Genomic DNA, 23,743 nt, shown 5'->3' with positions numbered 1-23,743 from the left:
TTTCCGGGTTAGATTGAAGCATTCTGCCGGAGCAGGTTTTCGTCAGGGCGAAGGCGATTGGTGACGGGCATACCCCAGGTACGTCCGAGCCAATCGCCTTTGATCCTGGCGGAAACATGCCCGGCCCACCGGCCGCACCGCTTCGCCGTGGGCGAAGCGACAAGTGCGTCCGGCGATTCCAAGGTCTTGCAGATTTGCCAAGCAAATCTGCGGGAGGGTTGGCTGAAACGGGCCGGCTGATCGACCGGCCGGCTTGGCCGTAGTGCTGGGCTACGACACGCGCCGGCCGGTCGACCATCCGACTCCGTTTGAGCCAACAGAATGCTTCAATCTAACCCGGAAAAGCTCTAGTGGCTGCCGGTTTAACGCGCCCCTGCCAAATCGGCACTCTCGAAATCACCGCTCTGCGAGCGCCGGTTCGCCCTTTTTCTCGCGCACCATGTTGACGAAGCGGCGGAAGAGATAGTGGCTGTCCTGCGGGCCGGGTGAGGCTTCCGGATGGTGCTGGACGGAGAAAACCTGCTTGCCGAGCACGCGCAGGCCGCAATTGGTGCCGTCGAAAAGCGAAATATGAGTCTCTTCAACGCCATCGGGCAGCGACTTCGAGTCGATCGCGAAGCCGTGATTCATCGAGACGATCTCGACCTTGCCCGTCGTGTGATCCTTGACCGGGTGATTGGCGCCGTGATGGCCCTGATGCATCTTTTCGGTCTTCGCGCCCAATGCGAGGCCGAGCATCTGGTGGCCGAGGCAGATGCCGAAGACCGGGATATCGGTCTTAACAAGCGTCTTGATGACAGGCACGGCATATTCGCCGGTTGCCGCTGGATCGCCGGGACCGTTCGACAGGAAGATACCGTCCGGCTGCAAGGCGAGCACGTCTTCGGCGCTCGTTGTTGCCGGCACGACGGTCACCTTGCAGTCGAGGCCGGCAAACAGGCGCAGGATGTTGCGCTTGACGCCGTAATCGAGGCAGACGACGTGATATTTCGCATCCGCCGCGCCGAGTTCGCCGTAACCTTCGTTCCAGACCCACGGCGTCTGCGCCCATTGTGAGGACTGGCCGGACGAGGCGATCTTGGCGAGATCGAGACCTTCCAAGCCGCTCCAGGCCTTGGCTTCGGCCTTCAGCGCCTCGATGTCGAAGACGCCGTTGGGGTCGTGGGCGATCACCGCGTTCGGAGCGCCGTTCTCGCGGATCCAGGCGGTGAGCGCACGCGTGTCGATGCCGCAAAGGCCGATGATACCGCGGGCCTTCAGCCACTGGTCGAGATGCTTGGCGGCGCGGTAGTTTGAGGGGTCGGTAATGTCGGCCTTGAAGATGACGCCGACGGCGCCGTGGCGGGCCGCAGGGGTCAGGTCCTCGATATCTTCGTCGTTGGTGCCGATATTGCCGATGTGGGGAAAGGTGAAGGTGACGATCTGGCCCAGATAGGAGGGGTCGGTCATAATCTCTTCGTAGCCGGTAAGCGCCGTGTTGAAGACGACTTCGGCCTGGACCTTGTCGGTGGCGCCGATGCCCCTGCCTTCGATCACCGTGCCGTCGGCAAGAACGAGCAGGGCGGTCGGCTTTTCAGTTGTCCAGGGTGCTGTTGCGGTCATCTTCATCCCGTTTCCGGCGGCCGATGCGCCTAGCCGCGCTCGTCGCCATTTGATCTCGCAGGCGTGTGGGCACGGCAATGCCGCGCGCTTCAGGCCTGATCACGAATTTTGGTGCAGGTGGCGGTAAATAGCCACGCAATCGCTCAGCGTCAATCTTTGTAGCCGGGATTGCGGCCGTTTTCCTGCGCTTTATCGCGACGACCGCGCAATTTATTTGATCCGTCGCATCGGCGTGGTTTATGAAGCGGCATCAAAAAAGGAGTGAAGACATGCTGCGCGATCAACTCGCCACCCAGCTGAAAGAGGCGATGAAGGCCAAGGATTCGGAGCGGCTGTCGACCGTTCGGCTGATTCAGGCGGCCATCAAGGACCGCGACATTGCCAATCGCGGCGCCGGCAAGGAGCAGGCGAGTGACGACGAGATCCTGCAGATCCTCGCCAAGATGGTAAAGCAGCGCGACGAATCGGCAAAGATCTATGAGGAGAATTCCCGACCGGAGCTCGCTGCCAAGGAGCGTGCGGAAATCGCCGTCATTCAGGACTTCATGCCGAAGCAGCTTTCCGACGGCGAAGTGCGCGCCAATATCTCGGCGATCATCGCGGAGACGGGTGCCGCCGGAGTCAAGGACATAGGCAAGGTGATGGCGGCGCTCAAGGAGCGTTATGCCGGCCAAATGGATTTCGCCAAGGCATCGGCAACCGTCAAGGAGCTTTTGAACGGATAAGCATCAGATGGCCCGTCTCGCCTGCGGCTCTCGACGGACCGCAGGTCCGAGCACGGCCTCGGCGGCGGCATCGACGATGGCAAACTTCGCCGCCTGATAGTTCCAATATTCGAGGATGAAGCGGCGCGACAGCCAGAGGTCGCCCTTGCGCGAAGGTTCTGTCCAGCCGACGCTTTCCATGGTCGCGGCCTGGGTCAGAGGCCGCTTCAGGTGGGTATTGGAAATCATGAATTGTTCGCGGAGCTCCCGGAGCGACAGGGGACCGATAACGACGCGCTCGGCCGTGCGAGGAAATTGCGGAAGGCGGGAGATCAGGTAATCCATCACGAGTCCGCCGGAATTCGCCCGGTTGAAGAGGTTGAAGGTGGGGCCGGGATTGCGCACGGACTCACTGCCGATGATCGCCCTTGCGATCCGCGGCTGAATCGCAGCCATTGTTGCGGAGGGGGCGGCGGTGATCTGGTCGGCGCGTTCGCCGCCGTCGAGGCTGTCGAGGATCATCATATGGGTGACGAGCCATCGGGTGAAATGCTGTTCGGCAATTTCGGTCGGTTCCAGATAGCGTGTGCGCTTGTCAGGTCCGGGCACCACACGCAGGAAACGATAGGCCAGCATTTCCTGCATGAAGGCTGCGGCCGTGTTGCGGCTGGCAATGTCATTCTTGACTGCGAAATCGACAAAGCGGCCGGAATAGAGGCCGCCGCTCTGGCCGTCGTCGGGATGACCGTAATGAAGTGCGAAGCCGGCATGGGCCATCAGCCAGCGCTGCTGCGCGGCGAAAATCGATGCGATGCGCGGGCTCTCGCGATAGATCGCAAGCAGTTGATTGACGCACTGTAGGATCGCAGCGAGAAAGCGATCGTCTGCTGCAAGATTTTCCGCGGTGAAAGCCATTGGGGAAGGGTCCAGGGGTTCGGCGCATACATCTTTCATGCACGCGCCGTCTGTCAACGGTTTTGTCGATAAGCGGTTAATTTCAAAGGGAGAGTTGGCAAACAGAGCCTAAAATTTAAGAAGGCAGGAGCTGGGGGCGCTCCTGCCTTCTTGCTCTTTGCTCCCGCCGGCAACGCAGGGCTGAGGCCCAAGCCGGAGGGTATTTGCAAAGGCACCCTTGCGAAGCGGCGCCGGGGGTAGGGATGGTGCTTCGCTCGGGGATCGCTTTGTTGGGATCGAACCTATGGCGGTGCGGTTCTCCGTTCAAATTACAAAAAAATAATGATTGCCGGAAACGGCGCTTCGAGCGACCTCGAGGCGAAGGTTCGGTTGGCGCCGCGCGGATCAAGAGGCGCGATCGACCTTGGTGATAAAAGCCTGTTTTGAAACATTTTAATTCGATTTCGTGTTTCGCCAGCACTTATGTCGCAACTGTTGCGGTGGCCGACCCCAGGCTGTTCGGCGACTATAATGTCGCACCCCTGTCGCAGGGGTGGTCACGCGTTGTTGATTGGATAACCGACGCCGCCACCGTTGGATGCACTTGCCTGTGAATAGCGGGTTTTCCCGACGAGTTTCGTGGCATGGTGCGGCAAAGCAGCTTATATGGAGTTTGGCCAAGAGGGATAAATGCGCTTTTCCAACACCTTTCTCGATGAGATCCGCGACCGCGTTCCGATTTCGAACGTGATCGCGCGCCGCGTCAGCTGGGACAAGCGCAAGACCAATGTCTCGCGTGGCGACTACTGGGCCTGCTGCCCGTTCCATGGCGAGAAATCGCCGAGCTTCCACTGCGAGGACCGAAAGGGTCGGTATCACTGCTTCGGCTGCGGCGTCACCGGCGATCACTTCCGCTTCCTGACGGAGCTGGAGGGCTTGAGTTTTCCCGAGGCCGTGCAGCAGATTGCCGACATGGCGGGCATGCCGATGCCGCTTGTCGATGCCGCGATGGAGAAGCGCGAGAAGGAGCGCGGCTCGCTGATCGACGTCATGGAAATGGCGACCAGCTTCTTCCAGGACCAGCTGCAGACGGCCCATGGCGCAAAGGCGCGCGCCTATCTGCGCGATCGCGGGCTGACGGGGCGAACCATTGAGACCTTCCGTCTCGGTTATGCGCCTGACAGCCGCAATGCGCTGAAGGAATTCCTCGCCGGCAAGGGTGTTTCCAAGGAGCAGATCGAGGCCTGCGGCCTGGTCGTTCATGAAAACGTGCCGGTCTCCTACGACCGCTTCCGCGACCGCATCATGTTTCCGATCCTCTCGTCGCGGGAAAAGGTGATCGCCTTTGGCGGCCGCGCCATGTCATCAGATGCACCCGCGAAATATCTGAACTCCAACGAAACCGAGCTCTTCCACAAGGGCAATGTCCTTTACAATTTTGCCCGCGCGCGTCGCGCCATACAGGGGCTTGGCCGCGGCGATCAGGACGACAATGCGAGCGGCACCATCATCGCCGTCGAAGGTTATATGGACGTGATCGCGCTCTATCAGGCGGGCATCGAAAACGCCGTTGCGCCGCTCGGCACGGCGCTCACCGAAAACCAGCTCGAGCTGCTCTGGAAGATGGTGCCGCAGCCGGTGCTCTGCTTCGATGGCGACGGCGCCGGCATCCGCGCCGCCAATCGCGCCGCCGAACTGGCGCTGCCGCATCTGAAGCCCGGGCGCTCGGTCCGCTTCGCGCTTCTGCCCGACGGCAAGGACCCTGATGATCTCGTACGCGATGAGGGGCGCGCGCCGTTCGACAAGGTGATGAGCCAGGCAAAGCCGCTTTCGGAGATGTTGTGGAGCCGGGAGATCAACACCGGCAAGTTCGATACGCCCGAGGCGCGCGCCGAGCTCGAAGCGCGGCTGAAGCAGCTTGTGGCCGTCATCGCCGACGAAAATGTGCGCCGCCATTACCAGCAGGATATTCGCGACCGGCTGAACGCCTTCTTCCAGCCGCAGTTCCAGAACCGCAACAATGGCGAGCGGCGCGGTTTCAGCGGCAATTCCCGGAACGGCCGTGACAATGCGGCCAAGGCAGGACCGAAAAGCCCCAGCCTGATTTCCGACCGGCTCGCCCGCTCGGGCCCCGTGCGCGGACACCGGGACAATACGGCGCTGCGCGAGAGCGTGCTGGCGCTCACCATCGTCAATCATCCGGCCCTGATGATCGACGATTATGACGAGATCGCCGCGATTGAATATGACAGCCGGGAGCTGCAGCGGCTCTGGTCGGCGATGCTCGGCGCAGCCGCTGCCGTCGCCGGGCCGCATCTGACGCGCGAATATCTGACTGAACGGCTGGAATTCGAAGGCTTCGGTCCGCTTATCAAGAGCCTCGACCAGCAGGTGCGCAATGCGAGGCTGTGGACGGCGACCGAGGAGGCGGCGATGGAGGATGCCCGTGAGGGCTATCGTCAGGCGCTCGCCTTCCACAAACGGGCGAAGGCGCTGCGACGGCAGAAGATGGAACTCGAACGCGAGATCGCGCTGGCGACCGAAGCCGGCGACGGCGAGGCGATCGTTCAGCTGATACGGGCGCAGCAGGAAGTGCATCTTGAAGGCGTACGCCTCGAGAACCAGGAGGCGATCATCGACGGCTTCGGCGTGCTTTCCGGCCGTGTCAAAGGGGCGGCGAGCCACTGATGCCGCTCAGCGAACGCAATGAGCCAGGCTTTTCCGCTTCCGATGCGCTGTTTTCCGCCGGCCGCTCGCCGCTCGACGTCCTGAAGCAGGTCTATGGTTATTCCTCCTTCCGCGGCAAGCAGCAGCAGGTGGTCGAGCATATCGTTTCGGGCGGCGATGCCGTGGTGCTCTTTCCGACAGGTGCGGGAAAATCACTGTGTTTCCAGATTCCGGCGCTTTGCCGCGACGGCGTCGGCATCGTCGTCTCGCCGCTGATTGCGTTGATGCGCGATCAGGTGGAGGCGATGAAGCAGCTCGGCATCAGGGCTGCGGCACTCAATTCGTCGCTGTCGCGCGAGGAGTTCGTCGAGGTTCGCCGGGCGCTTTCGGCGGGAAAGCTCGACCTCCTCTACGTGACGCCCGAGCGCATCCTGACGGACGGTTTCCGCGAGCTGATCGCCAGTGAGAAGATCGCGCTGTTTGCGATCGACGAAGCCCACTGCGTCTCGCAATGGGGCCATGATTTCCGGCCGGAATATCGCGAGCTCGGCCGCCTCGCCGAGCAGTATCCTGATGTGCCCCGCGTGGCGCTGACGGCAACGGCGGACCCGCATACGCGTGACGATATCATCGAGCGGCTGGGGCTCGGCAATGCCGAAATCTTCACAACCAGCTTCGACCGGGCGAATATTGCCTATGAAATCGTCGAGCGCGACCAGCCGCGCCAGCAGCTCCTGCGTTTCCTCTCCGGCCACAAGGGCAACAGCGGCATCGTCTATTGCCTGTCGCGCGCCAAGGTCGAGGATACGGCCGACTGGCTGAACGGGCAGGGCATCCGTGCGCTGCCCTATCACGCCGGCATGGACCGGGCGCTGCGCGACGCCAATCAGGATGCTTTCCTCAAAGAAGAGAACCTCTGCCTGGTCGCCACAGTCGCCTTCGGCATGGGCATCGACAAGCCGAATGTGCGCTATGTCGCCCATCTCGACCTGCCGGGTTCGGTGGAGGCCTATTATCAGGAAACCGGGCGCGCCGGCCGAGACGGGCTGCCGTCCGAGGTCTGGATGGCCTATGGCATGGCCGACGTCATCCAGCGCCGCCGCATGATCGACGAGGGCAATGCCGCAGACGAGATCAAGCGGATCGAGCGCGCCAAGCTCAACGCTTTGCTCGCGATCTGCGAAACCGCCTCCTGCCGCCGGCAGGCGATCCTTGCCCATTTCGGCGAGGCGCATGCCGGCCAATGCGGCAATTGCGACACCTGCCTGAAGCCGGTCGAGACCTGGGAAGGCACGGATGCGGCGATCAAGGCGCTCGCCGCCGTCTACCGCACCGGCGAGCGTTTCGGCGCCGGTCATGTCATCGATGTGCTGGTCGGTAACATCAACGAAAAGACCGAGCGTTTCGGCCATGTGAATATGCCGGTCTTCGGCGCCGGCAAGGACATTCCGGCGCGCACCTGGCAATCCGTCTACCGCCAGCTGCTCGCCATGGGGCTGATCCGTATCGATCATGAGGCCTATGGGGCGCTGAAGCTGGAGCCGGAGGCGCGCGCCGTCTTCAAGCATAAACGGCAGGTTTTCTTCCGCAAGGATCGGCCGGCCTCGGAACGGCGCACGAAGAAGGCCGAGCGCAGCGAGCGCAAATCGGGCCTGACGGGCGCCGACGGGACGCTTTTCGAGGCGCTGAGAGCCGAGCGCATGGCGATCGCCAAATCGCTCGGCGTGCCGCCTTATGTCGTCTTTCCCGATACGACGCTCATTGCCTTTGCGACGGAGCGGCCGCGCAGCCGCAAGGAATTGCTCGGCATATCCGGCGTCGGGCAATCGAAGCTCGAGCGTTATGGCGACGCTTTCCTGGAGATCATTCTTTCGCATGACACGGATTGAACGGACCTGCTGATTTTGGTGCAGCGAGAAGACAAGCAAGCAGCGATATGCTAACCCGATTGCTATAAAAAACGTCAGGAAGGGCCGCCCATGACCTCGCCATTTCTTTCCCATCTCCGGGCCGAAATTTCGGCGCTCAGGGATGCCGGCCTCTACAAGTCAGAGAGGGTCATCAGTTCCAAGCAGGCGGGCGAGATTGCGATTTCCACCGGCGAGCGGGTGCTGAATTTCTGCGCCAACAACTATCTCGGCCTTGCCGACAACGAGGAACTGGCCGAGGCCGGCAAGAAGGCGCTCGACCGCTACGGCTACGGCATGGCTTCGGTGCGCTTCATCTGCGGCACGCAGGAGGAGCATAAGCAACTCGAAGCCCGCATTTCCTCCTTCCTCGGCATGGAGGATACGATCCTCTATTCCTCCTGCTTCGATGCCAATGGCGGCCTGTTCGAGACGCTGCTTGGCGAAGAGGATGCGATCATTTCCGACGCGCTGAACCATGCCTCGATCATCGATGGCGTGCGGCTCTCCAAGGCCAAGCGCCTCCGCTACGCCAACAACGACATGACGGCGCTGGAAGAGGAGCTGAAAAAGGCCGAAGGCAGCCGCTTCAAGCTGATTGCCACCGACGGCGTCTTCTCCATGGACGGCATCATCGCCAATCTCGGTGGCGTCTGCGATCTCGCCGAGAAATACGGCGCCATGGTCATGGTCGACGACAGCCATGCGGTTGGTTTCGTCGGCAGGAACGGTCGCGGCTCGCCGGAACATTGCGGTGTCGAGGGCCGGATCGATATCATCACCGGAACGCTCGGCAAGGCGCTCGGCGGCGCGTCCGGCGGTTACACTTCGGCGAGAGCCGAAGTCGTCGAATGGCTGCGGCAGCGTTCGCGGCCCTATCTGTTCTCGAACACGCTGGCCCCCGTCATCGCTGCCGCCTCGCTCAAAGTATTCGACCTGATCGAAAACGGCGATGCTCTACGCAAGCGCCTTGCCGACAATGCCGATCTCTTCCGCAACGAGATGACGAAGCTTGGCTTCACCCTTGCCGGCGAAGGCCATCCGATCATTCCGGTCATGTTGGGTAATGCAAAGCTCGCCCAGGACATGGCGGGTCTGATGCTGAAGAAGGGGATCTATGTCATCGGCTTCTCCTTCCCCGTCGTGCCGAAGGGCCAAGCCCGCATCCGCACACAGATGTCGGCGGCGCATTCGAAGGCGGATGTGGAACGGGCGATCGCGGCCTTTGCGGAAGCTGGGCGGGAACTGGGGGTGATTTGAGAATGGAAGATTGCCCCTCACCCTAACCCTTGCCGGGGTCGAGCCACTGGTCTCGATCCGTCCTGCGGACCCCCGTAACGGGGCGAGGGGACGTGGCAAAGGCAGCGTTGAGGATGACGAAACCGGTGCGGCACATCCCCTTCGCCCCGCGCGCGGGGAGACGGTGCCAGCAGGCGGATGAGGAGCCGGAATAGGCACTGACCAAGGATACAAATATGTCGAACATGATGAAGGCGCTGGTCAAGTCGAGGCCCGAGGTCGGGCTCTGGATGGAGAATGTGCCGGTGCCGGAGGTCGGGCCGAACGATGTGCTGATCCGGGTGAAGAAATCGGCGATCTGCGGCACCGACGTTCATATCTGGAATTGGGACCAGTGGGCGCAGAAGACTATTCCGGTGCCGATGGTCGTCGGTCATGAATTCTCCGGTGAGATCGCCGAGGTCGGTTCGGCGGTCACCCGCTATCATGTCGGCGAGCGGGTCTCCGGCGAGGGGCATATCGTCTGCGGCAAGTGCCGCAATTGCCGGGCGGGCAGGGGGCATCTCTGCCGCAACACGCTGGGGGTCGGCGTCAACCGGCCGGGTTCCTTTGGCGAATTCGTCTGCATTCCCGAAAGCAATGTCGTGCCGATCCCGGACGATATATCCGACGAGATCGCCGCGATCTTCGACCCCTTCGGCAATGCCGTGCATACCGCGCTTTCCTTCGATCTCGTCGGCGAGGACGTGCTCGTCACCGGCGCCGGCCCGATCGGCATCATGGGGGCGCTCGTCGCCAAGCGTTCCGGCGCTCGCAAGGTCGTCATCACCGATATCAATCCGCATCGTCTGGACCTGGCGCGCAAGCTCGGTATCGACCATGTCGTCGACGCATCGAAAGAAAATCTCGCCGACGTGATGAAGGCGATCGGCATGACGGAAGGGTTCGACGTGGGGCTCGAAATGTCGGGCGCAGCACCCGCCTTCCGCGATATGATCGACAAGATGAACAATGGCGGCAAGATCGCCATTCTCGGCATTGCACCGGCCGGGTTCGAGATCGACTGGAACAAGGTGATCTTCAAGATGCTCAATCTCAAGGGCATCTATGGCCGTGAGATGTTCGAGACCTGGTACAAGATGATTGCCTTCGTCCAGGGCGGCCTCGATCTTTCGCCGATCATTACCCATCGCATCAAGATCGATGATTTCCGCGACGGTTTCGAGGCGATGCGGTCGGGCAATTCAGGCAAGGTCGTGATGGATTGGATGTGAGGAGGACGACATGCTCTATGGAAGCTGTCATTGCGGCAACATCGCTTTCACTGTCGAAGGCGAATTCACAGAGGCGCTCGACTGCAACTGTTCGCTCTGCCGCAGGCGGGGCGGCCTTCTTGCCTTCGTGCCGCGCGAGAAGCTGGTGCTGAAGACACCTGAGGAAAATATCTCGACTTATACTTTCAACAGGCACGTCATCCGGCATCATTTCTGCGCCAAATGCGGCATCGCACCCTTCGGCGAGGGCGTGGCCCCTAATGGCTCGGCGATGGCTTCGATCAATTTGCGCTGCATTCCCGCTGTCGATCTCGGCGCACTGAAGGTGACGCCCTATGATGGCGCTGCGCATTAGCCCGCCGATACCCGCCCGGAAAGAGGGAAATATATCCCCGTCGCAACTGCGTCAAAAAGCTGAAACAACGGGCGCGGCGAGCAAAATCTCGGCCGCCCTTGTCTTTTGTTTGCTGCTTCTTAAATAAGGTTCGCAATCGCAGCCGCGGTTCAAAGCCTGTGGATAAGGCTTTTTCCGAGTTTTCGCGGGCTTTTTTGCTGGAAAAGCTTGACGAGAACAAAAAATGTGGGAATCACCGTTCGACTTGTTGAAGCGGTGAACAGGGTCAAGGCGGATCGCGCAACCATGGCCGGAAATCCAAAGGCAAGAAAACTTTGCTGTCCGGTGCCGGCGATCGTGGTTAATCAGACTTTAAATGTCATCCCGTTAGGTGGGCTCAGGTGATTGAAGGGCGACGCGAGCGGCGCGTCAGGCCCTGAGACGGCCCATTCACCGTAGCGAGATTGGATAGCGTCAGGAAGGCGACGATATAAATGGCAACCAAGGTCAAAGAGAACGAAGACGCGGAAGTCGAACGCGACGGCGCAAGCGACGGCCCTCTTCTCGATCTTTCCGACGACGCGGTCAAGAAGATGATCAAGGCCGCCAAGAAGCGCGGCTATGTGACGATGGACGAGCTGAACGCCGTCCTGCCGTCCGAGGAAGTGACCTCCGAGCAGATCGAAGACACGATGTCGATGCTGTCGGACATGGGCATCAACGTTATCGAGGACGAGGAAGCCGAAGAGGCTGGTGCTTCCGGCAGCGGCGATGACGATGACGCCGGCGGCGATGAGGACAGCGAGGGCGGCGAACTCGCGCCTTCGGCTGGCACCGCGCTGGCGACCGCCAAGAAGAAAGAGCCGACCGACCGTACCGATGATCCGGTGCGCATGTATCTGCGCGAGATGGGCTCGGTGGAGCTTCTGTCGCGCGAGGGCGAAATCGCGATCGCCAAGCGCATCGAAGCCGGCCGCGAGACGATGATCGCCGGCCTCTGTGAGAGCCCGCTGACCTTCCAGGCCCTGATCATCTGGCGCGACGAACTCAACGAAGGCACGACGCTGCTGCGCGAGATCATCGATCTCGAGACGACCTATTCCGGTCCGGAAGCCAAGGCCGCGCCGCAGTTCCAGAGCCCCGAGAAGATCGAGGCCGACCGCAAGGCGGCGGAAGAGAAGGAAAAGACCCGGCGCGCCCGCTCCGGTGACGACGATATTACCGATGTCGGCGGCGAAGGCCTGCCTCCTGAAGAGGAGGAAGAAGACGAGGACGAGTCCAACCTGTCTCTCGCTGCGATGGAAGCCGAGCTGCGCCCGCAGGTCATGGAAACGCTCGACATCATCGCCGAGACTTACAAGAAGCTGCGCAAGCTGCAGGACCAGCAGGTGGAGCAGCGCCTCGCGGCCACCGGCACGTTGTCTTCCGCCCAGGAGCGCCGCTACAAGGAGCTCAAGGACGAGTTGATCAAGGCGGTCAAGTCGCTGTCGCTCAACCAGAACCGCATCGACGCGCTGGTCGAGCAGCTCTACGACATCAACAAGCGCCTCGTGCAGAACGAAGGCCGCCTGCTGCGCCTGGCCGAATCGTACGGCGTCAAGCGCGACTCATTCCTCGAGCAATATCAGGGCGCCGAGCTCGATCCGAACTGGATGAAGTCGATCGGCAATCTGGCCGCCCGCGGCTGGAAGGAATTCGCCAAGTCCGAGAATACGACGATCCGCGACATCCGCCAGGAGATCCAGAATCTGGCGACGGAAACCGGTATTTCGATCTCGGAATTCCGCCGCATCGTGCATATGGTGCAGAAGGGCGAGCGCGAAGCTCGCATCGCCAAGAAGGAAATGGTCGAAGCGAACCTTCGCCTCGTCATCTCGATCGCCAAGAAGTACACGAACCGCGGTCTGCAGTTCCTCGACCTCATCCAGGAAGGCAATATCGGCCTGATGAAGGCGGTCGACAAGTTCGAATACCGTCGCGGCTACAAGTTCTCGACCTATGCGACGTGGTGGATCCGTCAGGCGATCACCCGCTCGATCGCCGACCAGGCCCGCACGATCCGCATTCCGGTGCACATGATCGAGACGATCAACAAGATCGTCCGGACCTCGCGTCAGATGCTGCACGAGATCGGCCGTGAGCCGACGCCGGAAGAACTGGCCGAAAAGCTCGCCATGCCGCTCGAAAAGGTCCGCAAGGTCCTGAAGATCGCCAAGGAGCCGATCTCGCTCGAAACCCCGGTCGGCGACGAAGAGGATTCACACCTCGGCGATTTCATCGAGGACAAGAATGCGCTGCTGCCCATCGACGCCGCCATCCAGGCGAACCTGCGTGAGACGACGACCCGCGTTCTCGCCTCGCTGACGCCGCGCGAAGAGCGCGTGCTGCGCATGCGCTTCGGCATCGGCATGAACACCGACCACACGCTGGAAGAAGTCGGCCAACAGTTCTCGGTCACCCGCGAACGTATCCGCCAGATCGAAGCGAAGGCCCTGCGCAAGCTGAAGCATCCGAGCCGCTCGAGAAAGCTGCGCTCCTTCCTCGACAGCTGACGCTTCGACAATGCCGTCATGAATTGGAAAAGCCGGGTTTTACGCCCGGCTTTTGCTTTTATGATTAGTACCAATGATCCCGGCGGCTTCTTGTCGCCTTGTGGTGACAAGCCTATAATCCGGCCGCGGGGGAAGGATCGATCGCAACGTGCGAGGGGCGACATCTGCCTGCATGGCCAACTTCCGTCGGGTCCAGATGATTGCAGGCCTTGCCGGCCTGAAATCCGAATCCGGATCTCATCCAGGAGAGAGCATGATGTCGTCTGCTCACCTTTTCGGCACCACGCTCTGGGAGGTGCGATATGACCACTTATATTCTTTTGATCGATTGGACGGACCAGGGCATCCGCAATGTCCGAGACTCGCCGAAACGGCTGGACGCGGCGAAGAAATTGCTCGCCAGCGTCGGCGGCTCCTTCAACCAGTTTTTTCTGACAATGGGCGGGCACGACATGGTCGCCGTCTGCGAGGCGCCCGATGATGCCGTCATGGCGCATTTCACCCTGTCTCTGTCCATGGGCGGCAATGTCCGGACCGAGACGCTGAAGGCCTTTCCGGAGGCGGCCTATCGGGATCTGATAGGTTCGATCAGCTAGACCGAGCCACAATCAGGTGGCGACAACGGCCCCGCCGGCCCATCAGCCGGGCGGCGATCACGAGGTTTTTTGCTTTTGCGGCTTGATGCTGCCGGCTTTAAAGGCCACATCGCTGCTGTGACAGACGAAGTGGACCTGGCAGAGACGACTCACGAGACGGTAAAACGGCGGCCCGAAATCCGCTGGGGGATCGGTGTGTCCGTGCTTCTGCATGTCCCCATCGTTGCGCTCCTGATTTTCGGCCTGCCGAAAATCGAGCCGAAGCCGCCGGAGGACGAGAGCGTGAAGGTGGAGCTCGTCCCGCCGCCGGAGGAAAAGAAGCCGGAAGAGAAGAAGCCCAAGGAAAAGCCGCCGGAGCCGAAGCCGCCCCAAGAGGCTAAGAAGGCGCCTCCGCCACCACCACCGCCACCTCCGCCGGCAAACAAAGCTGCAGAGCTTCAGCCCGAGGCGCGTAAACCGCTGCCAGCGATGCGTCCGGTTTTTGAATTCGGAGCAAAGGATACCGGTCCGACGAAATCGAGCACCGGAAGTTCGTCACAAGGTGAGCCAAACGCGGCGCATGTCCCTCCACCATCTGCGCCAACACCGATGCAACCTGAACCTGCCGAGAATGTAACGGAAAAGCTGGCGCCGATGCGGCAACCTTCCGGCAAACTGGTTCCTAAGGACGTAAACTTGCCTGAGGTTGCCGCGGTGGATATTCATCCGGAACGAGATGCGCCTGTCGCCGCTACAACGGAAGGAGCGCAGCCGAACTTCGAAACGGACAGGCCTTCGGAGACGAAAACGCCTACGCAAAGGGAGGACGAGGCGCGAAGGGAGCAATTGCCACAGGCGAAGACGCTGTTTTCGCGCAGTGTCGCCGACGATCCCGTCGCTCGCACGGCAATGGGCAATATGTCGCGCGGTCAGCGCATGGACGAGCTGTGTCGAACCGAGCTCGGCCAACAGCTTGAGCACGAATCGCCCAAGTATCGAGGAGCTGGTCTTCCGTCCTATAAATTTACGAACGAAACAGTGGTGGAGGTGCGGCAGAGGGGCCGTTTCGTGAGCGGCTCCGGCAGTTGGTACCGCATTCAGTTCCGGTGCGAGGTAAACGCTGATGCCACAAGGGTCCTAGCGTTCTTCTACAAAGTCGGAGACTTGATCCCCCGCAGCCAGTACCCGAAATATAATATCGATGACTAAAGCGCGCCGCGATCTTCGTCGTCTCGCAACCAGCCACGCGCAAGGAACCCTGCCTAACCTCTCCTCGTTGGCCGTGATGGTACGGTGAAGAAGGGACAATGATATGTCGAACGAGATCGAGCGTTTTCTTGAGCGTCAGGATGAAGCCATCAGCGCGCTGTTCCTGGAAAACAAGGGTGACGAGCTGACCGATATCCTGGTGGCGGCGCTCGAAGAGGCGTTCGAGATCCTGCTCGAAGCAGCCCCCGCCGAAACGCTGCATTGACATCTTTCGAGAGATTGCCACGTCGGCTTGCTGCCCAGCTGGCCCGCTACCGGATGGAGCGGGCTGCGCTCGGCCGTTCGGCGGCGAGCGTCTTTCGCCTGGAAGGCGAGGGACTGCCGGCGCTTTATCTGAAGGTCGAGGCGGCGGGGCCGTTCGGCGAGCTTGCCGACGAGGCGGCCCGGCTCTCCTGGCTCAAGGCTTGCCGCCTGCCATGCCCGCAGGTGATCGCCCGGGAAAGCGACGGCGAGCACAATTGGCTGCTGGTGAGCGCGCTGCCGGGAAGCGACCTTGCCTGCGCCTCGGCGCTGGCGCCGCTGGCGCGCGTCGAATTACTGGCGGAGGCACTGCTCGATCTTCATCGCCTGCCGATCACCTCCTGTCCGTTCGACCACCGCCTGGAAAAACGCCTGCCGGTAGCCAAGGCGCGCATGGAAGCGGGAATCGTCGATGAAGAGGATTTCGATGCGGCCCGGCTTGGCAAGAGCGCTGCCGAACTTTTCGCTGAGCTTGAGAGCTTAAAGCCGGGCAGCGCGGATCTCGTCGTCACCCATGGCGACGCCTGCCTGCCGAATTTCGTCGCCTCCGATGGCCAATTCTCAGGCTATATCGACTGCAGCCGCCTCGGCGTCGCCGATCGCTATCAGGATATCGCGCTCGCCTGCCGCAGCATCGCCTATAATTTCGGCGAGGCGCTGGTGCAGCCCTTTCTCGATCGTTACGGCCTGCCGGCGCCTGATCCGGCAAGGCTCCATTACTATCAGCTGCTCGACGAGTTCTTCTAAAGCATGTCGCGCAAAAGTGTGCAGCGGTTTTGCGAGAACGACATGCGTAAAAACAAAGACCTAAAGCGCGGAGAGCGAATCTGAAAGATTGCGACGCACTTTAGACGGTTGCGTCATCAAGGCGCGGCTGGCAGAGTTGCCGGCATCGGACCTGCGGATGTCAAATGCCGAAAAACCAGTTCAAGATGCTGCGCTCGGCGCTTCCAGGCGTCGAAGCGGTGGAAGCCGAAACGCCTCACAGTTTCGCCAGGCACACGCATGAGCAGTTCGGCATCGGCCTCGTGTCATCGGGGGCGCAGAAATCGCTGAGCGGGCGCGGCGTGGTGGAGGCCGAGGCCGGCGATATCATCACCGTCAATCCGAACGAGGTGCATGACGGCGCGCCGCTCGGCGAGCGTCGGTCGTGGCGCATCCTCTATTTCAATCCCGAGATCGTCACCGGCCTCTCGCAAGAGATCGGGCCAGGGCGCTCGGAAATCCCGCATCCCGTCATTCGCGATGCGGCGATCGCCGCCCGCTTCGAAACGCTGTTTCGCGCGGCGACCGCGAGTGCTGCCGACGGGCTGCTTTGCGAGGAACTGCTTCTTCAACTCGTCGCCGATGTCATGCGGGAAGGCGGCGACCGCGAGGAGAGGCCGCCGGTGCCGGCATCCATCCGCGCGGCGCGGGACCTAATCGATGACGATCCTCTTGCCGCCGTCTCGCTTGCCGATCTTTCCAGGGAAAGCGGCCTCAGCCGCTTCCAGGTGCTGCGCGGCTTCGCCAGGGCGACGGGACTGACGCCGTATGCCTACCTCGTGCAGGCCCGCATTCATATCGCCCGGCGGCTGATCGCCCAGCGCACGCCGCTTGCGGAAGCCGCCTTTGCCAGCGGCTTTGCCGACCAGAGCCACATGACGCGTGTCTTCGTGCGCAAATACGGCCTGTCGCCGCGGCTTTACGCCGGCGCTTTTCTCTGAGCGGTGAGACCCAGCCACCGGCCGTCGTCCTTCGAGGTGCTTCGGCCTGCGCGCCTCAGAGGACTGGTCGTGGGTGCCGCGGCCCGCGACCTCACTCCAGCCTTATCCTGAGGTGCCCTGCAAGGGGCCTCGAAGGACGGGGCTGGCCACCTTGCTTTGGTTCGTACGCCTGCAATTTCGTTCAAGACCCCGACCGGTCGCTGCTGTTTCCTCGGCGCATCCAATCGGAGGCACAGAATGTCGAGACAGGTTCAAGGTTATTTCTATCTGGCGCTGGCCATGCTGACGGTCGGCAGCACTGTCATTGCGAGCAAGATCATCGCGTCAGGACTGCCGCCCTTCACCGCCACCGGCTTGCGCTTCGCCTTCGCTCTTCCCGTCTTTTTCCTGCTGATGCGGGCAAGCGGTGCGCGGTTGCCGAAGCTCTCCGGGCATGACCGTCTCATTCTCGTCATTCAGGCCGGCGCCGGCAGTGTCGGGTATACGACGCTGCTGATATCGGGTCTCAGCCTGACCTCGGCCGCCGATGCCGGCGTCATTATCGGCACGCTGCCGGTGGTCTCGGCGGCGGTTTCGATCCTGCTGCTGCGCGAACGGCCGGGTCGCGCCCTGCTGCTGGCGGTCGCGCTGGCAAGCGCCGGCCTGTTTTCGATCGCCTTCACGCCGGGGGCGACCGGCGGCTCGCTTGCCGGCAATCTGCTGATTTTCCTCGCGGTCATCTGCGAGGGCTTGTTCATTCTCTTGAACAAGCGGCTGACGGCCGAGATCCCGCCCGTTGCCCAGTCGATGCTGATGACCGGCATCGGCTTCGTCGTCTCGATCGTTCCGGCGATTTTCGAGGCGCCCCTTCATGGGTTTTCCGCAAGCGCTGCCGCTGCCGTCGTCTATTACGCCCTGGTGCCGACCGTCGGCGGCTTCCTGCTGTGGTATGCAGGGGCAGAGAGGGTGAGCGGCATGGAAGCCGCGCTCTTCACCGCGCTTGCGCCCGTTTCGGCCGTCATGCTCGCTTTCGTCATTCTCGGCGAGCAGGTCGGCTTCAGCCAGATTGCCGGCATCGCCTGCGTGCTGGCGGCCGTGTTCGGGCTCGCCTTTGTAGGAAACCACAGGAAATTCATCGAAGGAAAATGATCATGCAGTTCAGCCATTCCAACGCGATTTGGCAGGCTTTTCCGCAGCTTCGCGCCGGAGCGCTTTATGCCGAAGGCATTCATGCGTCGGCAGACGTCGAAGAGGCGGTCGCAAGTTTCAGCGCGATTGCCGATGCTCGCCTCGCTGAAGCCCAGGAAAGCGAGTTCCCGGAGATCCAGGCCTGGCGGCGCGGCTTTTCCCGCATGGGCTTGAAGCCGACGCAGTATCGCTCGGCCTCCGAGGCGCTGCTGCGCCGCTTCCGTCAGGAGCGCGCGCTGCCGCGCCTTCATCCGCTCGTCGATCTCTGCAACGCGATTTCACTCGCCTTTGCCATTCCTGTCGCCGTCTTCGACACGGAAAAAATTGTCGGCGATCTGCAGGTGCGGCACGCAACGGGACATGAGACCTATCTCACTTTCGGCGGTCAAAGCGAACATCCGGAGCCTGACGAAGTGATCTTCGCGGATAGCGAAGGCAGAGCGCATGCGCGCCGCTGGACGAACCGGCAGAGCGGGCTTTCGGCGGTGCGGTCGAGGACGCGCTCGGTGCTGGTCGTCGCCGAGGCGCTGCACGCCGGCGCCGGCGAGGAAAGCGCCAGGCTGGTTGCGACGCTCGCGGATGCGCTCGCGCGTCACTGGTCGGTGACAGTGGCGACCGCCGCCCTCAGCCACGCATCACCGCGTTTCGAATTCCAGGCATGAGGGGAGGAAAGGTCAGGGGCTTGGGCCGGCGGCATGCGCGCCCTATCTCAGGGGCATCGCCATCTTCTGGAGACGAACCCGATGTTGGACAAGTCGATCAAGATTCCGGGGCCGGACCATCCGATCACCGTTGAGCACAATCCCTGCCGCGTTGTCATCACCGTCGGCGGCCGGACGATTGCCGATAGCCGCAACGCGCTGACGCTGCGCGAGGCTTCCTATCCGCCGGTCCACTATATTCCGCGCAGGGATATCGACATGTCGCTGCTTCAGCGCACCGATCACGCCACACATTGCCCCTACAAGGGCGATGCCTCCTATTATAGCATTGCTCTGGGTGGCGAACGCTCCGAGAACGCGGTGTGGACCTACGAAGCCCCGCATGCCGCCGTCAGCAACATCAAGGACCATCTCGCCTTTTATCCCGACCGTGTCGACGCAATCGAGGAATTGGCTTCGCCCGAGGCCGGCGCCTTCTGAGGATTGCCGGACGGCGGGCGCTGAAAATCGTTCGGGCGGAACCTGTCGCCTCCAGCATCGTTAGGGGCATCATCGAAGGAGCATGCCGTGCCGAAATTCCACTTCCAGCTCTTCGATCGCGATGGTGTCGGCACCGAGACCGGATACGAATTCGAATCCGTCGAGGCTGCCAAGGCAGAGGCGCGAAGGGTCCTCGCGGAAATGGCAGCCGAAGGCCTGCCGACTGCGCCTTTGAACATGCTTTCGGTCGAACTTTTCGACGAAAGCCGCAAACCGCTTGCCGAAATTCGGCTGATTCTGGAAGAGATCGCGAAATAGAAGCGATCGGAATTCGACAGGAGGAATGGCTGTCGACGCCTCCCGGGCAATCGCGGAACTATGTCAAATTTAATTGCCGCCTGCCGGCGCGGGGTCTTAATGCATGTCGCACGGAAGTGTGCGGATGACGACATGCATGAAAGCAAGGAGCTAGAGCGCATTTATCGACCGAGTCGATGTGATGCCTATAGGGGACCCGGCGGCAACCAGAGGCCGTCATCGGATGACGTCGAGCCATTCATTGCTGAAGACGAGACTGGCGACTGTGACAGGATCGCCGCGCTCGTCGCGGACCGTGACGGCAATCGTCATGCGGTCACCTGCGGGCAACTCGTCTCGGGCCACGTCCAGCAGGATGCGGGTCACCTCTTTGGGGATGTCTTCACGAGATTTGAGCTCGGTGCCGTGCTCGTCGCGGGTCGGACCTTCCCCGTTATGTAGATCGAAATAGTAGCGAGCCATGTTCTTTCCTGCGCGTCAGAGAAGAAATAACCAATGAAGACAATTGTTCCCGAGGCTAGACGTTGATTTTTATAGAAAATACAGGTCGCACCGAGAGGGTCCCGAGCCATCGCGATAGCGGGAGACAGGACCGTGATTGAGTCCCTGTTGCTGAACCTTGGAAGCCGTGATGTGCTGTCGAGCGAAGAGGAAAACCTTCTTCGGTCGATCCTCGTCAAGGACAGGCAATTCGCCGTCGGAGAAGATCTCGTTTCCCAAGGCAGCCGGCCGCCCTTCAGCACGCTGCTGCTCGATGGGTTCGCCGCGCGCTACAAGGTGATGGCGGACGGCAGCCGGCAGATCACCGCTCTTCATGTTGCCGGCGACTTTGTTGACCTTCATGCTTTTCCCGTCAAGGTAATGGATCATGGCATCGTTGCGCTCTCACCCTGCCACGTCGCCTTGGCCGATCATGCCGACTTGAGGGCGATCACCGAGCGCATGCCGCATTTGACGCGGCTGCTTTGGCTCGACACGCTGGTCGATGGCGCTATTCACCGGGAATGGATCGTCGCCATGGGGCGGCGCTCCAAACGCGCCCAGATCGCCCATCTCGTCTGCGAACTCTTCATGCGGCTGAAGGTCGTCAGGCGGACCCAGGGCGAAAGCTTTCAGTTTCCGCTGACGCAGATCGAGATGGCTGACGTGCTCGGCATATCGGTGGTCCACCTCAACAAGACGCTGCAGGCGCTCAGGCGCGAGGGCGTCTTCACCTGGGAGAACCGAACGATCACCATCGTCGATTGGGAACGTCTGCAGGAGATCGCCGAATTCGACCCCGCCTATCTCAGCATCTCCCGGGAGCCGCGCTGATATCACCGGCATCGCATGCGCGTTGAAAGGGAGGAACGGCGCCGTTAGGCTGGCGGAAATCACTTGATGGGGCGGTGCGTGACGAAGACTTTTCTACCCTACGTATTGGCGGCGGTTTTCGCGGCGGGACCGGCTGCGGCGCAGACCGAATGGCAGGCGGTCGAGGAGGTGCGGCCTTATTCGATTTCAGGCAAGACCGGCGCCGAACTGTATGAATCGATCGGGGCACAGGGCCCCAAGGCCGGCGATACCGGCAGGGTCATTGCGCATACGACGTTCAAGCTTACCTGGACCCGCAAATACGAGCCGCAGGGCAATGCCTGCGTCATCGTCACCAACCGGCCGAAGCTCATCATCACCTACACGCTGCCGAAGCCTTCAGCCGCGCTGCCGGCAGACGTCAAGAGCAACTGGGATGGCTTCATTTCAGGCGTTGCCGCACATGAGCGGGTGCATGGCGAAACCATCAAGGACATGGTTAGGGAAATCGAGGCGATGAGCGTCGGCCTCACGGTCGCCGACGATCCGGATTGCCAGAAGATCAGGGTCGAGCTGACGCGGCGGCTCGGCGAGATTTCCGCAAGGCAGCGCCAGCGCGGCCGCGACTTCGACAAGGTCGAAATGGGCGACGGCGGCAATATCCAGCAGCTCATTCTCAAGCTGGTGAATGGACCCTGAGAGGGTGGCGGGCATGGATCCCCACACGAGCATGCGCCTGCCCCATGAGGCCATTGACTTGGCAGTCATGGGGCACCAACTCGCGGGGATGTCATTGCGAGACGGAGAGCGCCCGTGCCCCAGACAATCCTCACCGTGTCCACACGCGGCCAGGGACTTTACGAATTCACCAATCAGGCGGGGGCCTTCGTCAGCGCCTCGGGACGGGAGGAGGGGCTTCTCACCGTCTTCGTGCGCCACACATCCTGTTCGCTGCTGATCCAGGAAAATGCCGATCCCGACGTGCGCAGCGACCTTCTCACCTTCTTCCGCCGCCTCGTACCGCCGACCTCGGATCCGTCGATGGGCTGGGTCCTGCACAGGGCCGAGGGGCCGGACGACATGCCGGCGCACATCAAGGCGGCGCTGACGCAGGTGTCGATCGGCATTCCCGTCGCCAGGGGGCGTCTGACGCTCGGCATCTGGCAGGGCCTCTATCTCTTCGAACATCGCGACCAGCCGCACCGGCGCGAAATCGTGCTGCATCTCGGGAGCTGAGAGCGCCCCGCGCCCTCGCCGAGGCTATGGCATATCGATCAACCCACCAGCCACACGGCATACCGATAAGCCCTCATCCTGAGACGCCTAGGCCATAGGCCGCAGCATCGAAGGACGGGGGCGGATGATGAACGGTCTCCCACGGACGGAGATCATGCGAATCCCGATCGGAAGGAGAGCCGTCGAAAACCGCTCATCTTCTTGTGAATGCAAACTGAATGACCGGTTTGAACAGCATTCAGCTTGCCGCGTTTAGTGTCGAGGCAATCCCTGAAGGGAGAGCTAAAAAGACCAATCGACGGAGACACTCCATGACGCATTTCCTCGCCAAGGCTTGCCTTGCCGCAGTGCTCGCCCTCTCATCCATTCCGGCCACTGTTTCCACGGCGGAAGCCGCGGGGCCGCAGACGAACTTCATCGTCGAGGCGCAATATTATCGTCCAATCCGCGGCTGCTCGCCGATGCACGCCGTGAACAAGGCGCGCGATTTCGGCCTGCGCCGAGCCCATATCACCCGCATGTCGCCACGTGTCGTCGTCGTCGCCGGGCGCGACCGGCGCGGCTGGGACAGGATGGTCTTCGCCAATGTTCGCGGTTGCCCGCTGATCCGGCGCTGACGATGATGCGGCAGGCACCGACGGCGCTTGCCGCCCCTTTTGCCTTGACGGCGGCACTTTCAGCCGTCTCTTCTCAGGTTTGTCTAAGTGATTCCACTGACGCTTCGGCGTGATGCGGAGAGTGGGGAAAGCGGCTCGACCGCAACCGACTATAGAACGAAAGGTTTTTCGACGATGCAGTTTCTGGCAAAGGCGGGCCTTGCCGCCATGCTGATCGCCGGCACACTTGCCGGCACGGTGGTCCCGGCGGCCGCCCAGTTTAGTATCATTATCGGCGATCAGGATCGTGATCCGCCGCGCGATTATCGCCGTCCGCCTCCGCCGCCGGGCTTCGGCCGGCGCCCGCGCGGCTGCGACCCGCGTCTGGCGGAAGATCTCGCCCGCGATTGGGGTTTCCGCCGCGCGCGCGTCGTCGACATCACCCCGCGCCGCGTCATCGTCCAGGGCTGGACCCGCCGTGGCCCCGATGAAATGAGCTTCGCCAACGTCCGCGGCTGCCCCGCTTTGCGCCGCTGATCGTCCAGCGCCCGTCTCGCTGAACCGGCACGGGCGGTTTCTTTGCGAGATTCCAAAGCCGCGCGCCTGGAAGGACGTGCGGCTTTCAGTTTAATGGCAGGAGCTCCCTTTCCTGGGCCTTGTGCCGCGGCTGTCCTGCCTATGAAAATAACAAGACCAGCCCCTCATCCGCCTGCCGGCACCTTCTCCCCGCTCTGGCGGGGCGAAGGGGATATCTCGCTATCTCTCTGTCCCCCGCTGAGCTCTCGTGGGGCACGTCCCCTCTGCCCGTCGGAACGGAGAGAGCGTTAGGGTGAGGCGCAGCAGTCGGCGCTAGAGTATCCGTTTTGATCAAGCGGCTTTTGGTGTCCATTTTTGGTTTTTCCGCAGGAGTGCGTTTGCCAGCAGGATGATCTTTCGCATGATGGCTGTGATGGCGACCTTCGGCGGCTTGCCGGCTTTGATGAGGAGGTCGTATTTGGCGCTGAGTTCCGGGTTGAAGCGGCATGCAA

Annotated in this window: 24 protein-coding genes; 21 read left to right on the top strand and 3 right to left on the bottom strand. The window is 61.7% G+C overall.

Annotation, left to right across the window (positions count from 1 at the left end):
* Nucleotides 1-396: 396 nt before the first annotated feature.
* Nucleotides 397-1,602 (bottom strand): glutamine-hydrolyzing carbamoyl-phosphate synthase small subunit, encoded by a 1,206-nt coding sequence (gene carA / locus HJB91_RS29650; RefSeq protein ID WP_221156799.1) that lies wholly within the window; start codon nucleotides 1,600-1,602, stop codon nucleotides 397-399.
* Nucleotides 1,603-1,871: 269 nt separating this feature from the next.
* On the opposite strand from carA, the gene HJB91_RS29645 reads away from it, so the two are divergent.
* Nucleotides 1,872-2,327, top strand: a complete 456-nt coding sequence (locus HJB91_RS29645) for a GatB/YqeY domain-containing protein (protein ID WP_210630528.1) — start codon at nucleotides 1,872-1,874, stop codon at nucleotides 2,325-2,327.
* Nucleotides 2,328-2,330: 3 nt separating this feature from the next.
* Here the strand turns inward: HJB91_RS29645 and HJB91_RS29640 are convergent, their stop codons facing one another.
* Entirely contained in the window at nucleotides 2,331-3,221 is an 891-nt protein-coding gene (locus HJB91_RS29640) for a hypothetical protein (protein WP_221156793.1), read from the bottom strand.
* 669 nt (nucleotides 3,222-3,890) lie between these two features.
* On the opposite strand from HJB91_RS29640, the gene dnaG reads away from it, so the two are divergent.
* The 15 genes from dnaG to HJB91_RS29565 all read left to right on the top strand — a co-directional run bounded on the left by dnaG (nucleotide 3,891) and on the right by HJB91_RS29565 (nucleotide 19,590).
* Complete coding sequence (gene dnaG, locus HJB91_RS29635; protein ID WP_221145652.1) at nucleotides 3,891-5,888, top strand: DNA primase; 1,998 nt, start codon at nucleotides 3,891-3,893, stop codon at nucleotides 5,886-5,888.
* Nucleotides 5,888-7,756, top strand: coding sequence for a DNA helicase RecQ (gene recQ / locus HJB91_RS29630; protein ID WP_221145650.1), 1,869 nt, complete (start codon nucleotides 5,888-5,890; stop codon nucleotides 7,754-7,756). The genes dnaG and recQ overlap by 1 nt, the downstream gene beginning before the upstream one ends.
* Before the next feature lie 90 nt (nucleotides 7,757-7,846).
* A complete protein-coding gene (locus HJB91_RS29625) occupies nucleotides 7,847-9,034 on the top strand; it encodes a glycine C-acetyltransferase (protein ID WP_221156792.1) in 1,188 nt (395 codons plus the stop codon).
* Between the two features lie 215 nt (nucleotides 9,035-9,249).
* Nucleotides 9,250-10,287 (top strand): L-threonine 3-dehydrogenase, encoded by a 1,038-nt coding sequence (tdh, locus tag HJB91_RS29620; protein WP_210630533.1) that lies wholly within the window; start codon nucleotides 9,250-9,252, stop codon nucleotides 10,285-10,287.
* A gap of 10 nt (nucleotides 10,288-10,297) precedes the next feature.
* Entirely contained in the window at nucleotides 10,298-10,642 is a 345-nt protein-coding gene (locus HJB91_RS29615; protein WP_210630534.1) for a GFA family protein, read from the top strand.
* 473 nt (nucleotides 10,643-11,115) lie between these two features.
* Nucleotides 11,116-13,173: an RNA polymerase sigma factor RpoD gene (gene rpoD, locus HJB91_RS29610; RefSeq protein WP_210630535.1), complete on the top strand. Its 2,058-nt coding sequence runs from the start codon at nucleotides 11,116-11,118 to the stop codon at nucleotides 13,171-13,173.
* Between the two features lie 302 nt (nucleotides 13,174-13,475).
* A complete protein-coding gene (locus HJB91_RS29605; protein WP_221156790.1) occupies nucleotides 13,476-13,769 on the top strand; it encodes a GYD domain-containing protein in 294 nt (97 codons plus the stop codon).
* Between the two features lie 75 nt (nucleotides 13,770-13,844).
* Nucleotides 13,845-14,957, top strand: a complete 1,113-nt coding sequence (locus tag HJB91_RS29600; RefSeq protein ID WP_221156797.1) for a DUF930 domain-containing protein — start codon at nucleotides 13,845-13,847, stop codon at nucleotides 14,955-14,957.
* Between the two features lie 103 nt (nucleotides 14,958-15,060).
* The gene (locus HJB91_RS29595; protein WP_221124041.1) at nucleotides 15,061-15,222 is read left to right on the top strand and encodes a hypothetical protein; all 162 of its coding nucleotides are present in this window, start codon (nucleotides 15,061-15,063) and stop codon (nucleotides 15,220-15,222) included.
* Nucleotides 15,219-16,004: an APH(3')-II family aminoglycoside O-phosphotransferase gene (locus tag HJB91_RS29590; RefSeq protein ID WP_259669987.1), complete on the top strand. Its 786-nt coding sequence runs from the start codon at nucleotides 15,219-15,221 to the stop codon at nucleotides 16,002-16,004. The genes HJB91_RS29595 and HJB91_RS29590 overlap by 4 nt, the downstream gene beginning before the upstream one ends.
* A 164-nt stretch (nucleotides 16,005-16,168) precedes the next feature.
* Nucleotides 16,169-16,963, top strand: a complete 795-nt coding sequence (locus HJB91_RS29585; RefSeq protein WP_221156788.1) for an AraC family transcriptional regulator — start codon at nucleotides 16,169-16,171, stop codon at nucleotides 16,961-16,963.
* 237 nt (nucleotides 16,964-17,200) lie between these two features.
* Complete coding sequence (locus tag HJB91_RS29580; RefSeq protein WP_221156786.1) at nucleotides 17,201-18,091, top strand: DMT family transporter; 891 nt, start codon at nucleotides 17,201-17,203, stop codon at nucleotides 18,089-18,091.
* 2 nt (nucleotides 18,092-18,093) lie between these two features.
* Complete coding sequence (locus HJB91_RS29575) at nucleotides 18,094-18,792, top strand: B3/4 domain-containing protein (protein ID WP_221156785.1); 699 nt, start codon at nucleotides 18,094-18,096, stop codon at nucleotides 18,790-18,792.
* Between the two features lie 81 nt (nucleotides 18,793-18,873).
* Complete coding sequence (locus HJB91_RS29570; protein ID WP_221145642.1) at nucleotides 18,874-19,272, top strand: DUF427 domain-containing protein; 399 nt, start codon at nucleotides 18,874-18,876, stop codon at nucleotides 19,270-19,272.
* Between the two features lie 87 nt (nucleotides 19,273-19,359).
* Nucleotides 19,360-19,590 carry a DUF6894 family protein gene (locus HJB91_RS29565; RefSeq protein ID WP_020921849.1) on the top strand — a complete coding sequence of 77 codons (231 nt, stop codon included), beginning with the start codon at nucleotides 19,360-19,362 and terminating at the stop codon, nucleotides 19,588-19,590.
* 216 nt (nucleotides 19,591-19,806) lie between these two features.
* Here HJB91_RS29565 and HJB91_RS29560 read toward each other — a convergent pair whose 3' ends face one another.
* On the bottom strand, nucleotides 19,807-20,052 hold the full coding sequence (locus HJB91_RS29560) for a DUF6894 family protein (RefSeq protein WP_085778853.1): 246 nt from the start codon (nucleotides 20,050-20,052) through the stop codon (nucleotides 19,807-19,809).
* 132 nt (nucleotides 20,053-20,184) lie between these two features.
* Between HJB91_RS29560 and HJB91_RS29555 the strand changes: the two genes are divergently transcribed.
* From HJB91_RS29555 to HJB91_RS29535, 5 genes are all read left to right on the top strand, one after another.
* Entirely contained in the window at nucleotides 20,185-20,904 is a 720-nt protein-coding gene (locus HJB91_RS29555; RefSeq protein ID WP_221156784.1) for a Crp/Fnr family transcriptional regulator, read from the top strand.
* 66 nt (nucleotides 20,905-20,970) lie between these two features.
* The gene (locus HJB91_RS29550) at nucleotides 20,971-21,582 is read left to right on the top strand and encodes a DUF922 domain-containing Zn-dependent protease (protein ID WP_259669986.1); all 612 of its coding nucleotides are present in this window, start codon (nucleotides 20,971-20,973) and stop codon (nucleotides 21,580-21,582) included.
* Nucleotides 21,583-21,696: 114 nt separating this feature from the next.
* Nucleotides 21,697-22,119 carry a secondary thiamine-phosphate synthase enzyme YjbQ gene (locus HJB91_RS29545; protein ID WP_221156782.1) on the top strand — a complete coding sequence of 141 codons (423 nt, stop codon included), beginning with the start codon at nucleotides 21,697-21,699 and terminating at the stop codon, nucleotides 22,117-22,119.
* Between the two features lie 311 nt (nucleotides 22,120-22,430).
* Nucleotides 22,431-22,736, top strand: coding sequence for a hypothetical protein (locus HJB91_RS29540; protein WP_221124047.1), 306 nt, complete (start codon nucleotides 22,431-22,433; stop codon nucleotides 22,734-22,736).
* A 174-nt stretch (nucleotides 22,737-22,910) separates the two neighbouring features.
* On the top strand, nucleotides 22,911-23,252 hold the full coding sequence (locus HJB91_RS29535; RefSeq protein ID WP_221145630.1) for a hypothetical protein: 342 nt from the start codon (nucleotides 22,911-22,913) through the stop codon (nucleotides 23,250-23,252).
* Nucleotides 23,253-23,743: the final 491 nt, after the last annotated feature.

The organism is Rhizobium sp. NLR10b (assembly GCF_019685435.1).
Lineage (GTDB): Bacteria > Pseudomonadota > Alphaproteobacteria > Rhizobiales > Rhizobiaceae > Rhizobium.
This window is presented reverse-complemented; position numbering and strand designations above follow the sequence as displayed.